Genomic DNA, 22,766 nt, shown 5'->3' with positions numbered 1-22,766 from the left:
CGATGCCCACTATGACCCGGTATCGATGCATATGCCGGACATGCTGTGCGTTATTGGTGCGCAGCCTGGGAATGTCGGTGGGTCGGACTAAACTTGCCGACGTACCCCCGCCCCTCCCGGCGACCGGGGTTTTTCGACGTGTTCGGGGTGTTCTGCAATGCAGTTGTCCGGTCTCATTCCCGCCGCACTCCGCGACCGCGGGCTCGCGCGTGCCCGCGATCTCGCTCGTCAGGGCTTTGCCGAGTCCGACGCGCTCGACCTCACCGCGCCCGCCTCGCTGCGGCCCTTCATCGTGGCCGCCCTGGCCGCCACCGCCGAGAGTGGCGGAGCCGGCCGGGCCGTTCTCGCGGTCACCGCGACCAGCCGCGAGGCCGACGACCTGGCCGACGCCCTGGGCTGCCTGATCAGCCCGTCGCGGGTGGCCGTCTTCCCGTCGTGGGAGACGCTGCCCCACGAGCGCCTCTCCCCCCGGTCCGACACGGTCGGCCGCCGCCTGGCCGTGCTCCGCCGGCTCGCCCACCCCGGCTCCGACCCCATCCAGGTCGTCGTCGCCCCGGTCCGGTCCGTGCTTCAGCCGCAGCTCAAGGGGCTGGGCGACCTCGAGCCGGTCGAGCTCACCACCGGTGGCTCGGCCGAGCTCGAGGAGGTCTCGCGGCGGCTCTCCGACATGGCCTACGCCCGGGTCGACCTGGTCACCAAGCGCGGCGAGTTCGCCGTCCGCGGTGGCATCCTCGACGTCTTCCCGCCCACCGACGAGCACCCGTCGCGGGTCGAGTTCTGGGGCGACGAGGTGGAGGAGATCCGCACCTTCGCCGTCGCCGACCAGCGCACCATCGACCCCGTCTCCTCGCTGTGGGCGCCGCCCTGCCGGGAGCTGTTGCTGACCCCGTCCGTGCGCGCGCGGGCCGCCGAGCTGGCGGCCGAGCACCCGGAGATCGCCGAGATCCTCGACAAGCTGGCCGAGGGCATCCCGGTCGAGGGCATGGAGTCGCTGGCGCCGGCGCTGCTCGACGGCACCGGCAGCATGGAGCTGCTGATCGACACCATGCCGGCCGGCACCCACGTCGTGCTCTGCGACCCCGAGCGCATCCGCACCCGGGCCCACGACCTCACCCGGACCTCCGACGAGTTCCTCGAGGCGTCCTGGGCCGCGGCCGCGGTGGGTGGTCAGGCCCCGATCGATGTCGGTGCCGCCGCTTTCAAGACCCTGGCCGACGTCCGGGCCCACGCCGCCACCCTGCAGCAGCCGTGGTGGACGGTGTCCCCGTTCGGCCTTGCCGAGGCCGACGCGCCCGCCTCGGACGACCAGCCGTGGCTGGAGACCCCGCAGGTCGAGGTCTCGCCCGACCTCGGCGACGCCGTGGCGCTGGCCGCCCAGCCGGTGCCGCTCTATCACGGTGACACCGCCAAGCTCGCCGCCGACCTGCACGACTGGGCTGCCGCGGGCTGGGCCATCGCGCTCGTCTTCGAGGGTCACGGCACCGCCCAGCGGGCCACCGAGGTGCTGCGCGACGCCGGCCTCGGTGTCACCCCGGCCGACTCCATCGAGACCCCGATCGAGCCCGGCCAGCTGCTGGTCACCTGCGGCGGGCTCAACCACGGATTTGTCGACGCCGGCTCGCGGCTGGCCATCATCACCGGCAACGACATCACCGGCGGGCGCGGCGCGTCCACCAAGGACATGCGCAAGATGCCGTCCCGCCGGCGCAACACGATCGACCCGCTCGAGCTCAAGCCGGGCGACTTCGTGGTGCACGAGCAGCACGGCATCGGCCGCTATGTCGAGCTGGTGCAGCGTACGGTCAACGGCGCCGACCGCGAATACATCGTGCTCGAGTACGCCGCGTCCAAGCGCGGCCAGCCCGGCGACCGGCTCTACGTGCCCACCGACCAGCTCGACCAGCTGTCCCGCTACGTCGGCGGCGAGTCGCCCGCGCTGCACAAGATGGGCGGCACCGACTGGCAGAAGAGCAAGGCCCGCGCCCGCAAGGCCGTCCGGGAGATCGCGGCCCAGCTCATCCAGCTCTACGCGGCCCGGCAGGCGTCCAAGGGCCACTCGTTCGGCCCCGACACGCCGTGGCAGCGCGAGCTCGAGGACGCGTTCCCCTACCAGGAGACGCCCGACCAGCTGTCGGCGATCTCCGAGGTCAAGCAGGACATGGAGCTGTCCGTCCCGATGGACAGGCTGATCTGCGGTGACGTCGGCTACGGCAAGACCGAGATCGCGGTCCGGGCCGCCTTCAAGGCGGTGCAGGACGGCAAGCAGGTCGCGGTGCTGGTGCCGACCACGCTGCTGGCCCAGCAGCACTTCAACACGTTCACCGACCGGATGGGTCAGTTCCCCATCACGATCAAGCAGCTGTCCCGCTTCCAGACCCCGTCCGAGGCCAAGCAGACGCTCGAGCAGGCGGCCGACGGCACGGCCGACATCGTGATCGGCACCCACCGCCTGCTGTCCAACTCGACCAAGTTCAAGAACGTCGGCCTGATCATCGTCGACGAGGAGCAGCGCTTCGGCGTCGAGCACAAGGAGCAGCTCAAGGCCCTGCGGGCCTCGGTCGACGTGCTGACCATGTCGGCCACGCCGATCCCGCGGACGCTCGAGATGGCGATCACCGGCATCCGCGAGATGTCGACCATCGCGACCCCGCCCGAGGAGCGCCACCCGGTGCTCACGTTCGTCGGCGCGCAGGACGACAAGCAGGTGGCGGCGGCCATCCACCGCGAGCTGCTCCGCGACGGCCAGGTGTTCTACCTGCACAACCGGGTCGAGTCGATCGACAAGGCGGCCCGCAAACTGCGCGAGCTGGTGCCCGAGGCGCGGGTCGCGGTGGCGCACGGCCAGATGAGCGAGGACCAGCTGGAAAAGGTGATGGTCGGCTTCTGGGAGAAGGAGTACGACGTCCTGGTCTGCACCACCATCGTCGAGTCCGGCATCGACATCCCGAACGCCAACACGCTGATCGTCGAGCGGGCCGACCTGCTCGGCCTGGCCCAGCTCCACCAGATCCGGGGCCGGGTCGGCCGGGGGCGCGAACGCGCGTACGCGTATTTCCTCTACCCCCGCGAGAAGCCGCTCACCGAGCAGGCCCACGAGCGGCTGGCCACGATCGCCCAGCACACCGAGCTCGGCGCGGGCATGTATGTGGCGATGAAAGACCTCGAGATCCGCGGCGCCGGCAACCTGCTCGGCGGTGAGCAGTCCGGCCACATCGAGGGCGTCGGCTTCGACCTGTACGTGCGGATGGTGGGCGAGGCGGTGCAGGCGTTCAAGGGCGAGCGCCCCGAGGAGGAGCCCGAGGTCAAGATCGACCTGCCGGTCGACGCGCACCTGCCGGTCGACTACATCTCGGTCGAGCGGCTGCGCCTCGAGATGTACCGCAAGCTGGCCGAGGCCCGCGACAACGCGAAACTCGACGAGGTGGTGGCCGAGATGACCGACCGCTACGGCGAGCCGCCGGCCCAGGTGGCCAACCTGATCGCAGTGGCCCGCTTCCGCCTGCTGGCCCGGGCCTACGGCCTGACCGACGTGTCGATGCAGGGCAAGCACCTGCGCTTCAGCCCGCTGCCGCTGCCCGACTCCAAGCAGCTGCGGTTGAAGCGCTACCACCCCGACTCGGTCTACAAGCACGCCAACGACCAGGTCAGCGTGCCCCGCCCGAGCACCCGGCGCGTCGGCGGCGAGCCGCTGCGCGACCAGGCCCTGCTCGAGTGGTGCGCCCAGCTGCTCAAGGACGTCCTGGGTGAGGTCCCCGCACCCGTGGCGGCGAAGGTCTGACCCCCTGGTTCCGGCGCGTGCCGCGGTCACCCGCGCTCGCGCCGGAACAGGGGGACCACCGGCCGGCGTGATGTGATCCTCTTCTCGCGGGGCCGGGTGACTTGGGTCATAACCGACGTGAGAGAGTCGACCCCATGCAGCATGCTCGCCGACTCGCATCCATCGTCGTCGTTGCGTCCCTGGCCGTGGGCGGACTCTCCGCCTGCCGGTCCGAGCCGTCCGTGGCCGCCTACATCGGCGACAGCACCCGGGTGACCGAGGCGCGCGTGCAGGAGGTCTGGGACAACGCTTCCACGGCGGTGCAGTCCGCGGCCGCCGAGCAGCCCGAGGCGAGCGCGCCCCCCGCCGCCCTGACGATCACCCGCACCGACGTGGTCCGCACGCTGGTCAGCCGCGACGTGCTGACCGAGGTGGCCCGGCGCGAGGCGGTGAGCCTGCCCGCCGAGCTGCCGCTGGGCGACTACGCGACCCAGCTGCGGCTGCCCCAGGACGCGGAATACGTGCGCCTCTACGCCGAGTCGGATGCGCTGATCCGCGCCCTGCGCACCAAGGTGCAGGCCGGCGCGGCGAACCCGTCCGACGACGACCTGCGCGAGGTCTTCGACGTGCTCGTGTCGGCCCAAGAGGTGCCCGCCGACACCACGTTCGACCAGTTCAAGACCCAGCTCCCGGCCGAGAACCTGGCCCTGGTCAAGACGGCCGCCGCGGTCCGCAAGGAGGTCGCCGAGACCACCGAGGGCATGAAGATCACGGTGAACCCGCGCTACCAGCCCCTCGGCATCCCGGTCCTGGAGTTCCAGACGCAGAACGGCGCGCTCCGCCCCCTGGTGACCGTCCCGCTCGGCCAGACCACCGGCAGCAACCCGGTCACCGACGTCTCCTGACCACTCATCCACAGCCTGTGGATAACCCGGCCCCACCCGCTTGACAGCCAGTAGTGTGGCCCCACCTCTCCCTTCCCTGGGCGGGCGGGGGAGGCGGCGGCGCACGGGCCGAAAAAACGAGCTGGCACAGTGGCGACCATGACCGCTCGGATCGTTCTGCTCGTCACCTCGCCCCGCCTGCCCGCGGGCCTGCTCACCGCCGCCGCGTGGGACGTTCTGCGGGCCCACCCGGTCTTCACCGCCGCCGAGTCCGAGCAGACCGCGGCCCTGCGCAGCAGCGGCGTACCAGTCACCGTGATCGACAGCGACCCCGAGCGCCTGCTGGCCGAGCTGACCAAAGCCGCCAGCGAGCCGCGCACCAGCGAGCCGCGCACCAGCGAACCGGGCGCCAGCGAACCGGGCCACAGCGCGGCGGGAAGCGGCGACGCCGCGGTCGTCTGGCTGGCCGGCCCGGCCGGTGACGAGAGCTTCGCCCGCACTCTCGGCCTGCGCCTGGCGCGCGAGCCCGCCCTGGCCGAGCTCGAGCTGATGTACGGCTCGTGGGACCCGCCCGGCGCCCGCCTCCTCGACGCCGTCGCGGTGATGGACCGCCTCGTCTCGCCCGGCGGCGACCCCTGGAAGCGGGCGCAGACCCACCGCACCCTCGCCCCCTACCTGCTCGAGGAGAGCTACGAGGCCTACGACGCGATCGAGGCCGGCGACACCGACGCCTTGCGCGAGGAACTGGGCGACGTGCTGCTGCAGATCGTGCTGCACGCGCGGCTCGCCGAGGAACTGGGCGAGGACGAAGCCTGGACGGTCGACGACGTGGCCGGCGGCCTGGTCGACAAGATGGTGCGGCGCAACCCGCACGTCTTCGCCGGGACCGAGGTCGCCGACATCGAGGAGATCACCGAGAACTGGGACCGCATCAAGAAGGCCGAGAAGTCCCGCGATTCGGTGCTCGACGGCATCGCGACGAGTCAGCCGGCTCTCGCCCTGGCAGCCAAGATCCTTCAGCGTACGCATCGAGCCGGTCTCGACGTACGCCTTCCCGACGGTCCCGGTATCGGAGCGCGACTGCTCCGGATCGTGGCCGAGGCGCGCGCCGGCGACGAGGACGCCGAGCAGGAGCTTCGCCGCGCGGCACTGGAGTACGCGGAGGACGTGCGGGCCGAGGAGCGGAAAAATGTCGGTGGGGCCGAGTAACTTTCACGGCATGCCTGAGTTCGTACCGCTCGCCGAGAGCATCGTCGACGCCATCCTGGAGAGTGAGCCCGGGCTGGCCACCTACACCGGTGACCACCGGTTCGACGATCGCCTGCCCGACCTGTCGCCCGCCGCCGCCCAGGCCCGCCTGGCCATGCTGCGCGACGCGACCGACGCGCTCTCGGGTGTCGACACCGACGCGCTCGCCCCCGAGGAGCAGGTCGACCACGCCATGCTCAGCGCCATCGCCGAGCGCGGCCTGTTCGAGCTGAGCGACGTGCGCGAGCACGAGTGGAATCCGCTCGAGCACAATCCCGGCCCGCTGCTGCACGCATTGATCTCCCGCCAGTTCGCTCCGGCCGAGGAGCGGCTGTCCAGCCTGGCCGGCCGCCTCGCCGCCATCCCCGACGCGCTGGCCACCGCCCGGGCGGTGCTGCGAGACGTGCCGCGCATCCACGCCGAGACGGCGATCGGCCAGTTCGCCGGCACGGCCGCGTTGATCCGTGACGAGCTGCCCGCGCTCGTGGCGCAGGAGCCCGCCCTGCACTCCGTCATCGAGCAGTCGTCGTCGGCCGCCCTGGCCGCGCTGGCCGAGTTCGACGGCTGGCTGCGGGCCTCGGTCGACAGCGGCGAGCCCGGCCGCGACCCGCGGCTCGGCCGGCGCCTGTGGGAGGCCCGTCTCTGGCACACGCTCGACACCGAGCTGCCCGCCGCCGAGGTGCTGTCCCGGGCCAGGGCCAATGTCGACCGCATCGGCGAGCGGCTGCGCGAGGCCGCCGCCGAGCTGACCGGCGCCCCCGCCACCGATGAGACAGTCCGCCGGGCCCTCGATTCACTGGGCGCTCAGCACCCGTCCGACGACACCATCGTCGACCTGGCCAAGGCCACGATGGAGGAGGCGACCGAGTTCGTCCGTAAGCACGACGTCGTCACCCTGCTCGACGACCCGTGCGTCATCGAGGAGATGCCCGAGTTCGCCCGGGGCGTGGCCGTGGCCTATTGCGACCCGCCCGGCCCGCTCGAGACGGCCGACGTGCCCACGTTCTATTGCATCGCGCCGGCCCCGGCCGACTGGTCCCCGGAGCGCGTCGAGTCGTTCTACCGCGAATACAACAACTACATGCTGCGCAACCTCACGATCCACGAGGCGATGCCCGGCCACTTCCTCCAGCTCGCCCACAGCCGCCGCTTCCGCTCCGCGACCCGTGTGCGGGCCCTGGGCTGGTCCGGCCCGTTCGTCGAGGGCTGGGCCGTCTACGCCGAGGAGGCGATGGCCGACCTGGGTTTCGGCGGCCTTCCCGTACGCCTTCAGCAGCTCAAGATGCAGCTGCGGATGAGCCTCAACGCCATCATCGACCAGCTGGTGCACTGCGAGGACCTCCAGGAGCAGGACGCCATGGCGTTGATGACCGGGGCCGGCTTCCAGGAGGAGGGCGAGGCCACCGGCAAGTGGCGCCGGGCCCTGCTCACCTCCACCCAGCTCTCCACGTATTTCGTCGGCTACACCGAGGTCGCCGCCATCGCCGCCGCCCGCCCGTTCGGCGCCACCCCCAAGGCCTGGCACGACGCCATGCTCGCCCACGGCTCCCCACCCCCGCGCCACCTGCGCACGCTCCTCGGCGTCTGACCGCCGCGATGACTCGCGGCTCCTCCGCCGGGTCAGGGGTAGCGGGCGGGTCGTTCGCGGTGCGGCCGTCGTGGCGGGGTGCGCCCGTGCCCCTGCGGCGCGCAGTTGCCCAGCTGTGCGGATCCACCGTGGTGGGCAGCCGGGACGTGCATGGTGGGATGTCGCCGGGCCCGGCCGCGGTCCTGCGGCTGGCCGGCGGACGGCAGGTCTTCGTCAAAGCGGTGTCGCGGGCGGCGAGTGATGCTTCCCACCGGTTCTACCGGCAGGAAGCGGCCGCTCTCGCCGCGATGCCCTCGGCGGCGCCCGCGCCGACGCTGATCGGCTCGGTCGAGACCGCCGACTGGTGTGCCCTGGTGATGTCGCTCGCCGACGGCGCCCCGGCCGGTCCGCCCTGGACGGGCGACAGCATCGGCCTGGTCACCGCGGCCTGCGAGCAGACCGGTTCGCTGACCGCCCCCGCCTCGCTCCCACCGATCGGCGACCTCCTCACCGACCTCGACGGCTGGCAACGGCTGACCGACGGCGATCCCGCCCTGCTCGATCCGTGGGAGCGGACGCACGCCCCACAGCTGGCCCGTCTCGCCGCCGGCTGGCCGCATTGGACCACCGGCACCACGCTCGTACACCAGGACATCCGAGCGGACAACGCCATCGTCGACGTGCGCGCCGGCCGCGCGACCCTCGTCGTGGAGCTTCGCCTGCGCCGGCGCCGGCTGGCTCGACCGAGCCCGCCTGGCCGCCGACGTCGCCGGCGCCGGTCACCGCGACGGCCCAGCCGCAGCCCTCCAAGCAGCCACCGCCGTCCTCGAGCCCCTCCCCGCCGAAGCCCCCGGTTTCGTGGCCGCCCTGTCCGGCATGTGGCGCTACCGCTCAACGCTCCCCGCCCCACCCGGCCACCCCACCCTGCGCCCTTGGCAACGCCACCGAGCCCACCACCTACGCCCCCTCCTCGCGACACTGCTGTGAGCACCCCCAACACCTCTCCGAGGGCAGCCACCGGCCGCCGCGACACCGACCCCGCGCCCTCCCGTCCTCTCACGCGGCCCGACCGCCTGACTCCCGCGCGGTCGTTCAGACAGCCCCTATCAGCCGAGTGCGCGCTTGTGAGACAGCTTTGGCGTATTGGTCGGCCGAGCGCTGACCGTCGGTTTCGGATTTGTGGTGCGGCGGCCGTGCGGTGAACAGCACGGGCGCAACCCCGTTCCGGCTTGTCGTACAGCTGTCGTGCGGGACGGGCGCTCACCGCCGGTTTCGGGCTTGTGGTGCAGCTGCCGTGCGGGACGGGCGCTGACCGCCGGTTTCGGGCTTGTGGTGCGGCTGTCGTGCGGGATGGGCGTTGACCGCCGGTTTCGGGCTTGTGGCGCAGCTTTTGTGCGGTCGTTGGGATGGGCCCTAACCGCCGAGTTCGGACTTGCGGCGCAGGAGCGCGGCGCGGGTTCGGATCGCGTGTGTGAGGTTGGCCGCGGCGGTGGCGCCCAGTAGTGCCACCAGCACGATCAGCCAGGCCGGCACCGCCGGGGCGACCACCATGGAGCCGACCGTGAAGACGGTCCACGCCACCAGTCCGAGCCAGCCCGCCACCACCCGGTCGCGGGCGAAAAGCGGCGTCCGCCGGGTGATCGCCCAGCCGCCGAAGGCCGCCCAGCCGGCTCCGATGGCGACCAGGACGGCGAACGACACCTGCGTCCGCGCGGGTAGTCCCGGCTCGGTCGCCCACAGCACCCCGATCAGCGCGGCGCCGACCAGTCCGAGAAAGGCCACCCCGACGTACGCGATACGCCTGCGCAATGACAGCGGCGCACCGAGACGGCCGAGCACATCCTCCGGAGTCATGCCTCGTACCCCTTTCGCAGCAGCTCTTCGCGCAGCAACCGCCGTCCCCGGTTGAGCCGCGACTTGACGGTGCCGACCGGGACGGCGCAGATCTGCGCGCACGCGTCGAGCGGCAGGTCCTCGAGATGAAACAGCAGCAGCACTTCCCGCTCCCGAGCCGGTAGTGCGGCCAGCGCCCCGGCGATCAGCTCCCGGTCGACCACGGCCGACGCCTCGTCCGGCTGGTCGTCGGGCGCCGCCGGCTCGGGTGCGGCGTACGCGTCCCGCAGCCGGTTCATCACCGCGCGCCGGGCGATCGCGAACAGCCAGGGCGCGAACCGATCCGGCTGCCGCAACCGGGGCAGCCCTCGGACAACCGCCAGCCACACCTCTTGCACCACATCGTCGTCGGCCCGCCCGAGCATCCGCCCGACGTAGCGCTCCACCCGCCCGTGCCACGCCGTCACCAACTCCGCGAAGGCCTCCCGCTCACCGAGCTGGCACCGCACCACCACCAGTTCGTCGCTCATCCGCCACCCCGCCCGAGCCGCCCCCGCCACCGAAGATTCACCAGCGCACCATCCCCCCACTCGAGCCCGCGGTCCCGCTGCCGCCCAACCGCCCCGGGTCACCGTCGCGGCGAGCCGGGTCACCCGCGCACCGACGATCGCCACTGCGGAACGCGGGCACCTCCTGCCCTCCTCAGTCGCGCCAAGCCGGGCTGAGGTTCGCGGCGCGTCAGAAATCCGGTTCGTGTCGCACGCCTGAAGCCGGGCTGAGGTTGGGGCGCATCGGAATTCGGTTGGTGTCGCCGCGTGAAGCCGGGCTGAGGGGCGCATTGGAGATCCGGGTCGGAGTCGCACGCGCGGAGCCAGGCCGAGGTTCGCGCCGGATCAGACATTCTGGCCGGGTGGAAGTCGCCGGCGCGAAGCCAAGAATCGCGTCGCGTCAGAAGACCCGGCCGGGTGGAGTCCCGTGCGGCGGGGGATCGGAGCGGAGACGGGTGAGAACGCGGGAACAGCGCGTTGGACGGCTGGGCCCGGTAAGAGGTACGGGCGCCTAGTTCGCGGACTTGTCGGTCAGCTTGGTGCCGGTGGGGACGACGAAGGCGTTCGGCGGGATCTCGTCCGCGTACGTGGTCAGGGCCTGGTCTATGCGCTCGCCGTCGATGGTGGCGGCGAAGCTGGCCAGGACGCCCTCGTTGGTGACGCACAGGTCGAACTGGCGGGCCGGCGTGCCGTGCACCTGGTCGAGCGTCAGGCAGGTGGCGTGCCGGCCGGCGATCGTCGTGTCGTGCTGCTCGGTCTGCACGGCCGGGTCGAGCGCCGCCGCGGCCAGCATCGCGCGGGCGGCCTCGGGGGACACCAGCGGCGCCTGGTCGAGCGAGGCCGCGGCCGTCGCGTCCGTCCGGTCGGACGTGCACGAGGAGCCGGTACAGCGGATCGTCACCGTGTTCGTCGTGATCAGGCGGCCGCCCGGATAGACGTACGCCGCCCGGGCCGGCCTCTGGGCCCGGCTCACCGTCGCCGTCTCGCCGCCCGCCACCTGGTATTTCGCCGAGTAGGTCAGCGCCGACCCGGCGGCCAGCTGATCAGCCGTCTCGGTGATCAGGCTTTCGCTGGTCAGCGGGGCCGCGCTGGCCTCGTCGAGGTCGCCGCAGCCGGCCGTGCCGAGCAGCGCCGAGCACGCGACGGCCAGGCCGGCGAGTGTCAGGCGGGTAACGGGCACGCCTGACACCTAAGCCCATGCGCGCAACTGGAGGCAAACCAGTTATGACCCGCTCGCCCGGGAGCGTGCCTTCATCTGCTGCGAATAGATGTATCGCCGAATGATCCGGGCCTGGTGCTCGTCGGCCGCGGTGAATACGGCGACCAGTTCGACGATCAGCGGGCCGCGGACCGGGATCTGCTGCCGCACCGAGCTCACCTTGACCGCCCGCGCCGGAAACTCCACCACTTCGTCGCCGACCTGCATACGCAGGGTGACCTCGTCGCCCGGCTGCATCTCGACGTCCGTGAAGTGGGCCCGCACGGACCCTTCACTCAGGTCGTGGATCGTCCCCTCGGCGGCCGCCTGCCCGGGCAGCAGCAGCACGATCGCCTCACCGCCGCCCCCGCGCACGTAGTCGCGGCTCTGCTCGATGGCGGGTTCGCCGGAGTAGCGCACCTCCACCCGGTTCCCGTCGATCGCGGCCACGGTGCCCGCGATGGCGTACCGGCCGCGGGGCGCCGCGGCCCAGCGCAGCGTCACTTCCGAGTCGGCCGGGGGCAGGTCGTCCAGGGCCAGCGACAGCGTGAACATCGCCTCGGTGGCCTGGACGACGCGTACGTCGGGCAGCGTTTCGCCGTACGAGGTCATCTCGATGTACGACCCGTCAGCGGGAAGCATGGGTGTGCTCATAGTGCCCACGTCATCGGCGAAGAGGCCCCGGATCTGAGGCGAAGAAGCCCCGCATCTGAGGTGAAAAGGGCTCGCGCCGGAGGGGAAACCCAAGGGCAGCGGCACGGACCCCGCGACGGCTCGATACGCTCAGAGCCGTGGTCGGCCGCAGGGTCGCGGTCGGTGAACTGCAGCCTCAAGAGAGTGAACTGCAGCCTTAACGTGAGGGAGCGACACGACACATGGCCACCATCGAAGCGATCGTCGCCCGCGAGATTCTCGACTCCCGGGGCAACCCGACCGTCGAGGTCGAGGTCGGGCTCGACGACGGCACGGTAGGCCGCGCGGCAGTGCCTTCGGGCGCTTCCACCGGCGCGTTCGAGGCGATCGAGCTGCGCGACGGCGACAAGGGCCGCTACCTGGGCAAGGGCGTCGAGACCGCGGTCTCGAACGTCGAAGACAAGATCGCCGACGAGCTGGTCGGCTACGAGGCGAGCGAGCAGCGCCTGATCGACCAGAAGATGCTCGACCTCGACGGCACCGCCGACAAGTCCGAGCTGGGGGCCAACGCGATCCTGGGTGTCTCCCTCGCGGTGGCCAAGGCGGCCGCGCTGAGCGCCGAGCTGCCGCTGTTCCGCTATGTCGGTGGCCCCAACGCCGCCGTCCTGCCGGTGCCGATGATGAACATCCTCAACGGTGGCGCCCACGCCGACTCGAACGTCGACGTGCAGGAATTCATGATCGCGCCGATCGGCGCCCCGACCTTCCGCGAGGCTCTGCGCACCGGCGCCGAGGTCTACCACGCGCTCAAGTCGGTGCTGAAGAAGAAGGGCCTTTCGACCGGCCTGGGCGACGAGGGCGGCTTCGCGCCGAGCCTGCCGTCCAACGCCTCCGCCCTCGACCTGATCGCCGAGGCCGTCCAGGCCGCCGGCTTCACCCTGGGCACCGACATCGTGCTGGCCATGGACGTCGCCGCGACCGAGTTCCACAAGGACGGGTCGTACGTCTTCGAGGGCAGCCCGAAGTCGACCGACGAGATGATCGCGTATTACGCCAAGCTCGCCGCCGAGTACCCGATCGTCTCGATCGAGGACCCGCTCGACGAGGAGGACTGGGCCGGCTGGAGCGCGATGACGGCCGAGCTCGGCAACAAGATCCAGATCGTCGGCGACGACCTGTTCGTCACCAACCCGACCCGCATCGGCCGGGGCATCGCCGAGAGCGCGGCCAACGCCGTCCTCGTCAAGGTCAACCAGATCGGCTCGCTGACCGAGACGCTGGACGCCGTCGACCTGGCTCACCGGGCCGGATTCAAGACGATGATGAGCCACCGCTCGGGCGAGACCGAGGACACCACGATCGCCGACTTGGCCGTCGCGGTCGGCAGTGGCCAGATCAAGACCGGTGCCCCGGCGCGGTCCGACCGGGTCGCGAAATACAACCAGCTCCTGCGCATCGAGGAGCAGCTCGAGGGTGCGGCCCGGTACGCCGGGGCGGGCGCTTTCCCGCGTTACCGCACGGCGTGACGAGCACCCGCTAGATCATGGAGTTGTGGCGCCCGCGGGAACGGGCATAGGTTTCCAGCGGGCGCCGCGACACGTGTGACAGCGGGCCGCCACGGCACGTGACGGAGGGGGTTGGGGTGACACAGCGGCGAGCACCGAGCGGTCCGGGCCCGGCCCGCCGCCCCGGCACGTCGCGCGCCCGGTCCACCGGCGCGGTCCGCAGGACGACGAGGACGACGCGCACCACCGGCCCGGTCGAGAGGAAACGGCGTACCGGAAACGCGGCGCGGGCCACCACCAAGCGCACCGCCGCCCCGCGGCCGAGAGCACTGACCGGCCGCGCGATGGTCCTCATAGTCGTCTTCCTGGCGCTGGCGCTGGCCTACACCTACCCGCTCCGGGTCTATCTGGCCCAGGAGTCGCAGATCACCCAGCTCGAGGCCGACCAGGCCGAGGAGCGCCAGCTCATCGCGCAGAAATCGCAGGAGCTCCAGAAGTGGAAGGACCCGGAGTATCTCCGGGCCCAGGCCCGCGAGAAGCTCTTCTACGTGCGCGAGGGCGAGGTCCCGCTGGTCGTGCTGAACGATCCGGCCGGCGCCGCCGCCGAGGCCGGGCGGAAACAACCCGCGGCCGCACCCGACCGCTGGTACGACACGCTGTGGAGCAGCGTCCGAGCCGCAGACGCGGAGTCCCCCAACTGATCATGGAACAACCCGATGAGGCCGACCTCGACATCGTGGAGGCCCAGCTCGGCCGTCGTCCCCGGGGCACGCGCGCCGTCGCGCACCGCTGCCCCTGCGGCAATCCCGACGTCGTCGAGACGTCGCCCCGCCTGGACGACGGCACGCCTTTCCCGACGCTCTACTACCTGACCTGCCCGCATGCCACCGCCGCGTGCAGCCGGCTGGAGTCGGCCGGCGTCATGCGCGACATGCAGGAGCGCCTGTCGACCGATCCCGAGCTGGCCGAGCAGTATGCGAAGGCCGCCGAGGACTACGTCTCGCGGCGCAAGGCCATCGAGGACGTGCCGGAGATCGCGCACGTCGCCGCCGGGGGCATGCCCGATCGAGTGAAATGCCTGCATGTCCACCTCGGGCACGCGCTCGCTGTGGGCCGGGGCGTGAATCCTTTCGGGGACGAGGTCCGGGACGCCGTGGAACCATGGTGGGCCGAGGGCCCATGTGTGAAAAAGGCTGACTAGTGGAGATTCGTCGCGCCCGCACCAAGGACGTCCGCGCGATCCGGGATCTGGTGGACGCGTACACGGCCGACCGCCGGCTGCTCAGCAAGGCGACGGTCACCCTGTATGAGGCGGTGCAGGAATTCTGGGTGGCCGTGGACGACCGCGACCGGGTCTATGGCTGCGGCGCCCTGCATGTGATGTGGGAAGACCTGGCCGAGATCCGTACGGTGGCGGTCGACCCGGCCTGCCGCGGGCAGAAGATCGGTCACCGCATCGTCGAGCGCCTGATCGACGTGGCCCGCGAACTGGGCGTGGCGCGGGTCTTCTGCCTGACCTTCGAGACCCGGTTCTTCGGCTCGTTCGGCTTCTCCGAGATCGACGGCGCTCCCGTCCCGCACGTCGTCTACGAGCAACTTCTTCGCTCGTACGACGAGGGTGTGGCCGAATTCCTCGACCTGGAACGGGTCAAGCCCAACACCCTGGGGAACACGAGAATGCTGCTGCACCTGTGAGGGTCGCCGGGATCGACTGCGGGACCAACTCGATCCGCCTGCTCATCGCCGACACCGCTGACGGGCGGCTGACCGACGTCGCCCGCCGGATGGAGATCGTCCGCCTCGGCGAGGGGGTCGACCGCACCGGCCGGCTCTCCGAGGGCGCCCTCGCCCGTACCCGGAAGGCTCTGCTCGGTTATGCGGCCGAGATCGCCGAACTGGGCGTGACCCGGGTGCGCATGTGTGCCACCTCGGCCTCGCGCGACGCCGAGAACGCGCAGGAGTTCCGCGACATGGTCCGCGGCGTGCTCGGCATCGACCCCGAGGTGATCAGCGGCACCGAGGAGGCCCGGCTCTCCTTCACCGGTGCCGTCGCCGGCCTCACCGCCGAGCGTCCCTGCCTGGTCGTCGACATCGGGGGCGGCTCGACCGAGTTCGTCACCGGGACGACCGGCGTCGACCACGCCATCTCGATGGACATCGGCTGCGTCCGGATGACCGAGCGGCACCTGCACAGCGACCCGCCCACCGCGGCCGAGATCCACAACGCCGAGCGCGACATCACCGCGGCCGTCGACATCGCCCTGACCGCCGTCCCCGGCCGCGAGGCCCGGACCCTGGTCGGTCTGGCCGGCTCGGTCACGACAGTCACCGCCCTGGCGCTGCGCCTTCCCCAGTACGACTCCAGCCGCATCCACCACAGCACGGTGACCCTGGCCGACGTGTCCCGGGTGACCGCCGAGCTGCTGGCCATGACCGTCCAGGAGCGACTCGCCCTGCCCGTCATGCACCCCGGCCGGGCCGATGTCATCGGGGCCGGCGCGCTCATCCTGCGCACCATCCTGGAGCGTTCCGGTCACGACCGGGTGATCGCCTCCGAGCACGACATCCTCGACGGCATCTGTCACAGCCTCGTCTGATCCCGCATTTCCCGGTCGGACAGTACTTCGCTCTTGACGGTATTTCGCATTGCGAAGTACTGTCCACGCGTGGATACCACCCAGCTGCTCAAGGGTGTCCTGGACCTGGCCGTGCTCGCCGCCCTGCGCGACGGGGACGGCTACGGCTACGACATCCTCCGCCGACTGCGCGCCGCCGGCCTCGACGAGGTCGGTGACGCCTCGGTCTACGGCACCTTGCGGCGCCTGTTCGCCGGCGGCTTCCTGAACACCTATGTGGTACCCAGCGACGAGGGCCCCCACCGCAAGTACTACGGCCTCAACGCCGCCGGCCACGCCGAGTTGCAGCGGTCGGGCAAAGTGTGGCAGGGCTTCGCATCCACCATGGACGATCTGCTTCGCGAGCGGGAGACGGCGTGAACTCCACGGCACAGGACGAGATCACCGATTATGTCGAGCGGGTCCGCGCGGCGCTGGCCGACCTGCCCGAGGCCACCCGGGCCGAGTTGCTCGAGGACCTGCCCGAGCACCTGGCCGAGATCCGGGCCGAGGACACGGTCACCCTCACCGACCGGCTGGGCACCCCCGAGGCGTACGCGGCGGAGCTGCGCACCACGGCGGCGGCCTTCGTCGGCGGCTTCCCCGACCCACCCAAGCGCCGCTTCGAGCCCCTCCTGGAGGCCCGGGCCGACGTGCTGCGGATCCTCGGCCGGGCCGACGTCAAGGTCGGGCCGGTGATCGGCTACCCCAAGGCCAGCGACTTCCTCGTGCTGCTGCGGCCGGCCTGGTGGGTGCTGCGCGGTTATCTGGCCGCGATGGCCGTCGCGTACTTCCTCGACGCCCAGTCGAGCCAGGTCGGCCTGCTGCCCCGCATCGGCAACAGCACCTTCGTCGCGCTGGTGCTGCTGACCGGCTTCATCGTCGTGTCCATCGCCTTCGGCCGGCGCCGCTACTCGCTGAGCCGCTGGCCGCGGCTCGCGGTCCAGGCCGGCACGGTGGTGCTGATGTTCATCGCGATCGGCGGCTTCTTCAGCGCCGACAGCGACGTGCGCGACCCCGGTTACAGCGACGTGGGCTACTCCGGCAACGGCAACCCGTACGACTACATCCAGGACGTCTTCGTCTATGACAACCAGGGCCGCCTGGTGCCGGGCGCGCGCCTGTTCGACCAGGAGGGCCAGCCCATCAACATGGGCAACCCGTATTGCAGCGACCCGGACACCGGCGAGGTCGAGCACTCGCGCAACATGGGCTTCCCGTTCTGCCCCGAGGCCGCGCCGTTCGCGTCCTCGGCCCCGGCTGCGGCCCCGGCCGAGTCCGTCCCCCCGACGCTCGACGCGACGCCGAGCTCGCCCGCCGCGCCCACCAAGACGCCGAAGGAGCCCACTCCGACCAGCGCGTCACCCTCGCGATAACCGGACCGAGGGCGCGGGTCGCGGGGGCCACGGCGAATCGCCTAATGTTCCCCCCGGCGACCGGCCGCCCCCTGGGCCGGCACTCGAGAGGAACTCCGTGAGCAACCCCGTTCCGCCGCCGGCCGAGGCCCCGGCCGGTCACCCCGGCTTCCCGCTGGTCGGCGACGCCCAACCGGGCCGGCCCGGCGAGCCCCGGAAGCGCAACGTCGGCAAGCTGGTCGTGGGCATCCTGGTCGCGGTCATCGTGGGGCTCGGCACCTACGCGCTCCTGTCGCTGCTCAACGGCGGCGACGACGCCCAGGACGCCAAGGCCGGTGACTGCATCGCGTCCGACCAGGACGTCAAGAACGAGGGCACCACCGAGACCGGCGCCAACGTCGTCGACTGCGCCTCGGCCGACGCCAAGTTCTCCGTGGTGGCCCGGGTCGACGGCGAGACCTCGCCGCAGAGCAAGGCCTGCGACAAGTTCTTCAAGGCCGAAGAGGTGTTCTACGTCTTCGCCAACAGCGCCGGCGACGGCTACGTCCTGTGCCTGCGGCCCCAGGCCTGAGGAAGCGACCCCCGCGATCGGCGGCCCGGGCTGAGGTGCTGTGCTGGCGGGGTGGGAATCAGCCGTACGCCCGAAGAGGTCTCCGCCGCGGCGGCGCGGGCCGCCTCACTCAGCGTGCTGGACGCGGACATCGCGGATTGTTTCGCCTGCCCGCGCCTGGTCGCCTGGCGTGAGGAGGTCGCGCTCACCAAGCGTGCCGCCTTCCGCGATCAGCACTACTGGGGCCGGCCGCTGCCCGGGTTCGGGCCGGCCGACGCCGAGATCGCCATCCTCGGACTGGCCCCGGCCGCGCACGGCGGCAACCGCACCGGCCGCATCTTCACCGGCGACCGCTCGGGCGACGTGCTCTTCGCCGCTCTGCACCGCGCCGGCCTGGCCAACCAGCCGACCAGCGTCTCGGCCGACGACGGGCTCGCGGTGCACAACCTGCGCATCTTCGCCGCCGTGCGCTGCGCCCCGCCGGACAACAAGCCGCTCCCGCAGGAGCGCGACACGTGCGCGCCGTGGCTTCATCGCGAGCTCGAGCTGATCCGGCCCACCTTGCGGGTAGTGGTCGCGCTGGGCGCTTTCGCCTGGCAGGCGTGGTGGCCGGCGATGACCGCGGTGTACGGGGTCCGGCCGCCGGTGCCCCGTCCGAAGTTCGGTCACGGGCGGCTGGTCAGCCAACCGGGTGTGCCGGATCTGCTGGGGTGCTTCCACGTCAGCCAGCAGAACACCTTCACCGGTAAGCTCACCCCGGCCATGCTCGACGACGTGTTCGCCGAGGCCAAAGAGCTCGCTTCTCAATAGAAGGGTGTCGATGGATTTCGGGGTGGTGCGACGGTGGTGGCCGCTGGCCGCCGTCCTCGTGCTGCTCTTCGGCACCGCGCTGGCCGCCACCCGGTCCGAGCCCCAGCTCGACCAGATCGCCCGCGACCAGCCGGCCGCGCAGGCGCCCCTGCTGCCCACCGTGACCCCGTCGTTCCAGTCACCGCCGCCCCCGCCCGAGGCGGCGCGCGGCCTGCCCGACTGGATCGACACGCTGGCGCTGATCGTCGTCGGCGCGATCATCCTGGTCATCGTCGGCCTGCTGATCTCTTCGCTGGTGCGTGACCGCCGCCGGCGCTCGGGCAAAAATCCGCGCAAGCGAGGTCGCGCCGATCAGCCCCGGACGGCCGAGGAGCTGGTCGCCGCGCTCGACGCCGGCCTGGAGGAGCTCTCCGACACCGACCGCGACCCCCGCCGCGCCGTGATCGCCTGCTGGGTCCGCCTGGAGCAGGCCGCCGCCGCGGCCGGCACCTCGCGGCACCCCGGCGACAGCCCCACCGACCTGGTCGGCCGCCTTCTGAAGGAGCAGCGGGTCGACGCGCAGGTGCTGGCCGCGCTGCTCGAGGTCTACCGCGAGGCCCGATACGCCACGCACACCGTCGACGACGAGATGCGCCGCCAGGCCCGCTCGGCGCTCGAGCGGCTCCGGGCCGACCTCGGCGCGGGGGTGGCCGCGTGAGCACGGGCGGGCTCGACGACCTCTTCGGCGGCTACCGCGACGAGCTGCCGGTCGCCGACGAGCCGGCCCCGCCCGCGCGCCGCCGGTCGTGGCCGGCCTGGATCCTGCGCAACCTGTTGCTGATCGGCCTGGCCACCGCGGTCGTGGTGGCGGTGCTGCGCGCGGCCGACACCGAGATCTCGATCCTGTTCGTGGTGGCCGCGCTGAGCGGACTGCGGCTGGTGCTGCTGGCCGTGGCCGAGGTCCGCCCGCCGCCCGCGCCGAAGCGTTCCGACCGCCGGGGCAGCTCCGGCAACAGCAGCGGCAGCGACGCGATGCGGGACGCCGTGCGGCGCTGGGAACGCAGCCTCGAGCGGGCCCAGGCCGACGACGATCTCTATGCGCGTAACGTTCTGCCGGTGCTGGCCGAGCTCTCCGACGAGAGGCTGCGGCTGCGCCACGGCATCACCCGGGCGACCGACCCGCGGCGGGCCCGCGAGCTGCTCGGCGACCCGCTCTGGGCCGCCCTGCACGATCGGGGCCGGCCCCGGCTCAAGGCGCGCGAGATGGAGTCCTACGTGGACACTTTGGAGAAGCTGTGAGAAGGGTGCAATGGTGACGGAGTCAGGCGTGCAGGCCCTCCCCGCGTACGAGGTGGGCCGGCTGGCCGGTGCTGTCCTCGACTCGGTGGGCAGCGTGGTGGTCGGCAAGCGCGACTCGCTCGAGCTGGTGCTGGCCGGCATCCTCGCGGGCGGTCACGTGCTGCTCGAGGACCTGCCCGGCCTGGGCAAGACGCTGACCGCCCGCTGTTTCGCGCAGGCGCTCGGCCTCGACTTCCGCCGCCTGCAGTTCACGCCCGACCTGCTGCCGGCCGACGTGACCGGCTCGTTCCTCTACGACCAGCGCAAGGGTGACTTCGCCTTCCGGGCCGGCCCGGTCTTCACCAACATGCTGCTGGCCGACGAGATCAACCGGACGCCGCCCAAGACCCAGTCCGCGCTGCTCGAGGCCATGCAGGAGAAGCAGGTCTCGGTCGAGGGCGTCACCTACCGGCTCGACCCGCCCTTCCACGTGCTGGCCACGGCCAACCCCATCGAGTACGAGGGCACCTACCCCCTGCCCGAGGCCCAGCTCGACCGGTTCATGCTGCGCGTGTCCTTCGGCTATCCGACCGCCGAGGAGGAGTGGGAGGTCCTGCAGCGCCGGATGAACCGCCGCCAGGAGGAAAGCTTCCTGCCGCCGGTGGTCGACGCGCGCACCCTGCAGTCGATGCAGATGGCGCTCGAGGCGATCACGGTGGAGGACTCGATCGGCCGCTACATCGTGTCGCTCACCTCGGCCACCCGCGAGCACGCCTCCGTGCTGGTCGGCTCGTCCCCGCGCGGCTCGCTGGCGCTGCTGCTGCTGGCCCGGGCCCGGGCCGCGATGGCCGGCCGCGATTTCGTGGTGCCCGAGGACGTCAAGGACGTGGCCGGGCCGGCGCTGGCCCACCGCATCACCCTGCGCCCCGAGATGTGGCTGCGCCGCGTCGACCCGTCCTTCGTGGTCGACGAGGTCCTGCAGGCCACTCCGGCCCCGGCCAGCGGAGCCCTGCCCACGTACGCGACCGGCCACAGCACGACGTGACCGGGCCCGAGCCGCTGCTGCGCCGTGCCGTGCCGCCGGCCGCGTCGGCCGAGGCCGGTAACGGCCCGGCCTGGGCGCCGACCCGCGCGCTGGGCCGCGCCGTGCTGCTCACCGGCCTGCTGCTGGTGCTCGGCGTCGCGCTCGGCCGGGTCGACCTGGTGCTGCTGGCCGCGCCGTTCGCGATCGGCACCGCGATCCACCTGCGCCGGATGCCCCGGGCCGCGCCCGAGCTGGCCATCGGCGCCGACGAGGAGCTGGTGGTCGAGGGCGGCCAGGTGCAGGCCTCGGTGACCGTGACCAACCCCGACGTCATCCCGTACGACCTGGTGGTCGTCCGCACCCGCACGTCGCGCTGGCTCAAGCTGGAGCACACCGACCGGCCGTTCGCGCTCACCGTGGCGGCCGACGGGTGGGCCGCGGTCGACCTGTCCGGCGACGCACTGCGCTGGGGCCGGCAAGACGTCGGCCCGGCCGCCGCCCGGGTCGCTGCCTGCGGTGGCCTGCTCGCGTGCCGCCCGGTGGTGACGCCCGCCCACGGCGTCCGCGTCTATCCGGTCACCGACCCGTTCAACGCCATCGAGGCCATGCCGGCCGCCGCGGGCCTGGTCGGCGCGCACCGGTCCCGGCGCATGGGGGAGGGCGGCGAGCTCGCCGGCGTGCGCCCCTTCGCCCCGGGTGACCGGCTGCGGCGCATCGACTGGCGGGTCTCGCTGCGCACCCGTGACCTGCACGTCGCCTCGACCCTCTCCGACCGGGACGCCGAAGTGGTGCTGCTGCTCGACGTGCTCGGCGAGGTTGGTCTCTCGGGCGGGGTCGGGGGCAGTGCCTCGGTGCTCGACACGACCGTCCGGGCCGCGGCCGCGATCGCCGAGCACTACCTGCAGCGCGGCGACCGGGTGTCGTTGCTCGAGTTCGGCGCCTCGGCCCGCCGGCTGCGCCCGGCCACCGGCCGCCGGCAATACCTGATCGCCCTGGAGTGGCTGCTCGACGTGCGGGCCGACCCGATGGAGCACGAGCACGACTTCGGCGCCCACCACGTGTCGTCGGACGCGCTGGTCATGGTGTTCACCCCGCTGATCGACCCGCGCTCGGCCGACATGCTGGCGCTGCTGGCCCAGGCCGGCCGCTACGTCGTCGCCGTCGACACGCTGCCCGCGGGCTCGGTCCCGGAGGCTCGCGGGCCGTGGACGCCGCTGGCCACCCGGCTCTGGCAGATCGAGCGCGGCAACGTGCTGGGCCGCCTGCGCGAGCACGGCATCCCGGTCGTCGACTGGGCCGGCGCCGGCAGCCTCGACCTGGTCCTGCGCGACGTCGCCCGGCTCGCCTCGGCACCCCGGGGGCGTTGATGATCTCGATGATCAAGCGCCGGGCCGGCGACGCCCGCCGGACGCTGTCCCGGGCCACCACGCTGCCGTTCCTGGTGCGCTGCGGCATCGGCCTGAGCGGGCTGGTCGCGATGGCCGTGGCCTGGCCGTTCGCGCTGTTCGGCACGCAGTATTTCGTGCCGCTGGCCGCGGTCGCGCTCTATCCGGCCTTCGCCCCGCGCGGGCGCGGTGCCACCTTCGCCGCCCTGGTCGTGGTGGCCGGGTGGCTGATCGACACCACCCAGGACGCGCCGGTCGAGCTGTGGCGGGTGCTGGTCATCGCGACGGCGCTCTACCTCGGACACTCGCTCACGGCTCTGGCTGCCGTTCTCCCGTACGACGCGGTGGTCAACATCGACGTCGTGGGCCTGTGGGTGGCCCGGGCGCTGGCCGTGGTGCTCGTCTCGGCGGTACTCACCGTGTTCGCCCTGGGGCTCTCCGCCGAGTTGGCCGGTGGCCCGTTCCTGGTGGCCACCGTGGTCGGTCTGGCCGGTGCCGCCGCGGCCACGCTGCTCATAGCACGCCTCGTTCATAGACCGTGAAATCTGCCTGCAATATGTGCGTCACAGCACTTGACAAATGCCTTTGACGCTTCTC

General features: G+C 72.0%; 23 protein-coding genes. 18 read left to right on the top strand and 5 right to left on the bottom strand.

Going from position 1 to position 22,766, the window contains the following annotated elements:
• The first annotated feature begins 157 nt into the window (after positions 1 to 157).
• The 4 genes from mfd to NAG42_RS05185 all read left to right on the top strand — a co-directional run bounded on the left by mfd (position 158) and on the right by NAG42_RS05185 (position 7,477).
• Positions 158 to 3,778: a transcription-repair coupling factor gene (mfd, locus tag NAG42_RS05200; protein ID WP_250028469.1), complete on the top strand. Its 3,621-nt coding sequence runs from the start codon at positions 158 to 160 to the stop codon at positions 3,776 to 3,778.
• Between the two features lie 134 nt (positions 3,779 to 3,912).
• Entirely contained in the window at positions 3,913 to 4,662 is a 750-nt protein-coding gene (locus NAG42_RS05195) for a hypothetical protein (protein WP_250028468.1), read from the top strand.
• Between the two features lie 138 nt (positions 4,663 to 4,800).
• Complete coding sequence (locus NAG42_RS05190) at positions 4,801 to 5,850, top strand: nucleoside triphosphate pyrophosphohydrolase (RefSeq protein ID WP_250028467.1); 1,050 nt, start codon at positions 4,801 to 4,803, stop codon at positions 5,848 to 5,850.
• A 10-nt stretch (positions 5,851 to 5,860) separates the two neighbouring features.
• Positions 5,861 to 7,477 (top strand): DUF885 domain-containing protein, encoded by a 1,617-nt coding sequence (locus NAG42_RS05185; RefSeq protein ID WP_250028466.1) that lies wholly within the window; start codon positions 5,861 to 5,863, stop codon positions 7,475 to 7,477.
• A 256-nt stretch (positions 7,478 to 7,733) separates the two neighbouring features.
• Here NAG42_RS05185 and NAG42_RS05180 read toward each other — a convergent pair whose 3' ends face one another.
• The 5 genes from NAG42_RS05180 to NAG42_RS05160 all read right to left on the bottom strand — a co-directional run bounded on the left by NAG42_RS05180 (position 7,734) and on the right by NAG42_RS05160 (position 11,689).
• On the bottom strand, positions 7,734 to 7,967 hold the full coding sequence (locus tag NAG42_RS05180) for a hypothetical protein (RefSeq protein WP_250028465.1): 234 nt from the start codon (positions 7,965 to 7,967) through the stop codon (positions 7,734 to 7,736).
• Between the two features lie 902 nt (positions 7,968 to 8,869).
• Positions 8,870 to 9,310, bottom strand: coding sequence for a hypothetical protein (locus NAG42_RS05175; RefSeq protein WP_250028464.1), 441 nt, complete (start codon positions 9,308 to 9,310; stop codon positions 8,870 to 8,872).
• Positions 9,307 to 9,819 (bottom strand): RNA polymerase sigma factor, encoded by a 513-nt coding sequence (locus tag NAG42_RS05170; protein ID WP_250028463.1) that lies wholly within the window; start codon positions 9,817 to 9,819, stop codon positions 9,307 to 9,309. The genes NAG42_RS05175 and NAG42_RS05170 overlap by 4 nt, the downstream gene beginning before the upstream one ends.
• Before the next feature lie 529 nt (positions 9,820 to 10,348).
• Positions 10,349 to 11,017 carry a hypothetical protein gene (locus NAG42_RS05165; protein ID WP_250028462.1) on the bottom strand — a complete coding sequence of 223 codons (669 nt, stop codon included), beginning with the start codon at positions 11,015 to 11,017 and terminating at the stop codon, positions 10,349 to 10,351.
• A gap of 42 nt (positions 11,018 to 11,059) precedes the next feature.
• Positions 11,060 to 11,689, bottom strand: coding sequence for a PilZ domain-containing protein (locus NAG42_RS05160; RefSeq protein WP_250028460.1), 630 nt, complete (start codon positions 11,687 to 11,689; stop codon positions 11,060 to 11,062).
• Between the two features lie 221 nt (positions 11,690 to 11,910).
• Between NAG42_RS05160 and eno the strand changes: the two genes are divergently transcribed.
• The 14 genes from eno (at position 11,911) to NAG42_RS05090 (ending at position 22,711) form a co-directional block, all read left to right on the top strand.
• Positions 11,911 to 13,194 carry a phosphopyruvate hydratase gene (eno, locus tag NAG42_RS05155; protein WP_250028458.1) on the top strand — a complete coding sequence of 428 codons (1,284 nt, stop codon included), beginning with the start codon at positions 11,911 to 11,913 and terminating at the stop codon, positions 13,192 to 13,194.
• 116 nt (positions 13,195 to 13,310) lie between these two features.
• Positions 13,311 to 13,874, top strand: coding sequence for an FtsB family cell division protein (locus tag NAG42_RS05150; RefSeq protein ID WP_250028456.1), 564 nt, complete (start codon positions 13,311 to 13,313; stop codon positions 13,872 to 13,874).
• A 2-nt stretch (positions 13,875 to 13,876) separates the two neighbouring features.
• Positions 13,877 to 14,374 carry a DUF501 domain-containing protein gene (locus NAG42_RS05145; RefSeq protein ID WP_250028454.1) on the top strand — a complete coding sequence of 166 codons (498 nt, stop codon included), beginning with the start codon at positions 13,877 to 13,879 and terminating at the stop codon, positions 14,372 to 14,374.
• Entirely contained in the window at positions 14,374 to 14,868 is a 495-nt protein-coding gene (locus tag NAG42_RS05140) for an amino-acid N-acetyltransferase (RefSeq protein ID WP_250028453.1), read from the top strand. The genes NAG42_RS05145 and NAG42_RS05140 overlap by 1 nt, the downstream gene beginning before the upstream one ends.
• Positions 14,865 to 15,770 carry a Ppx/GppA phosphatase family protein gene (locus NAG42_RS05135; RefSeq protein ID WP_250028451.1) on the top strand — a complete coding sequence of 302 codons (906 nt, stop codon included), beginning with the start codon at positions 14,865 to 14,867 and terminating at the stop codon, positions 15,768 to 15,770. The genes NAG42_RS05140 and NAG42_RS05135 overlap by 4 nt, the downstream gene beginning before the upstream one ends.
• A 69-nt stretch (positions 15,771 to 15,839) precedes the next feature.
• A complete protein-coding gene (locus tag NAG42_RS05130) occupies positions 15,840 to 16,169 on the top strand; it encodes a PadR family transcriptional regulator (protein ID WP_221376724.1) in 330 nt (109 codons plus the stop codon).
• Positions 16,166 to 17,164: an HAAS signaling domain-containing protein gene (locus NAG42_RS05125; protein ID WP_250028449.1), complete on the top strand. Its 999-nt coding sequence runs from the start codon at positions 16,166 to 16,168 to the stop codon at positions 17,162 to 17,164. The genes NAG42_RS05130 and NAG42_RS05125 overlap by 4 nt, the downstream gene beginning before the upstream one ends.
• A 97-nt stretch (positions 17,165 to 17,261) precedes the next feature.
• A complete protein-coding gene (locus NAG42_RS05120) occupies positions 17,262 to 17,714 on the top strand; it encodes an LppU/SCO3897 family protein (RefSeq protein WP_250028447.1) in 453 nt (150 codons plus the stop codon).
• 51 nt (positions 17,715 to 17,765) lie between these two features.
• The gene (locus tag NAG42_RS05115; protein ID WP_308201112.1) at positions 17,766 to 18,503 is read left to right on the top strand and encodes a uracil-DNA glycosylase; all 738 of its coding nucleotides are present in this window, start codon (positions 17,766 to 17,768) and stop codon (positions 18,501 to 18,503) included.
• 10 nt (positions 18,504 to 18,513) lie between these two features.
• The gene (locus tag NAG42_RS05110) at positions 18,514 to 19,200 is read left to right on the top strand and encodes a DUF4129 domain-containing protein (RefSeq protein ID WP_250028446.1); all 687 of its coding nucleotides are present in this window, start codon (positions 18,514 to 18,516) and stop codon (positions 19,198 to 19,200) included.
• Entirely contained in the window at positions 19,197 to 19,781 is a 585-nt protein-coding gene (locus NAG42_RS05105) for a hypothetical protein (protein ID WP_250028444.1), read from the top strand. Before NAG42_RS05110 ends, NAG42_RS05105 begins: the two co-directional genes overlap by 4 nt.
• 13 nt (positions 19,782 to 19,794) lie before the next feature.
• Complete coding sequence (locus tag NAG42_RS05100) at positions 19,795 to 20,805, top strand: AAA family ATPase (RefSeq protein WP_250028442.1); 1,011 nt, start codon at positions 19,795 to 19,797, stop codon at positions 20,803 to 20,805.
• Positions 20,802 to 22,151 (top strand): DUF58 domain-containing protein, encoded by a 1,350-nt coding sequence (locus tag NAG42_RS05095; protein WP_438872367.1) that lies wholly within the window; start codon positions 20,802 to 20,804, stop codon positions 22,149 to 22,151. Before NAG42_RS05100 ends, NAG42_RS05095 begins: the two co-directional genes overlap by 4 nt.
• Positions 22,151 to 22,711 (top strand): hypothetical protein, encoded by a 561-nt coding sequence (locus NAG42_RS05090; RefSeq protein ID WP_250028440.1) that lies wholly within the window; start codon positions 22,151 to 22,153, stop codon positions 22,709 to 22,711. The genes NAG42_RS05095 and NAG42_RS05090 overlap by 1 nt, the downstream gene beginning before the upstream one ends.
• Positions 22,712 to 22,766 lie beyond the last annotated feature (55 nt).

The sequence above is a fragment of the Paractinoplanes maris genome, from assembly GCF_023544465.1.
Lineage (GTDB): Bacteria > Actinomycetota > Actinomycetes > Mycobacteriales > Micromonosporaceae > Actinoplanes > Actinoplanes maris.
This window is presented reverse-complemented; position numbering and strand designations above follow the sequence as displayed.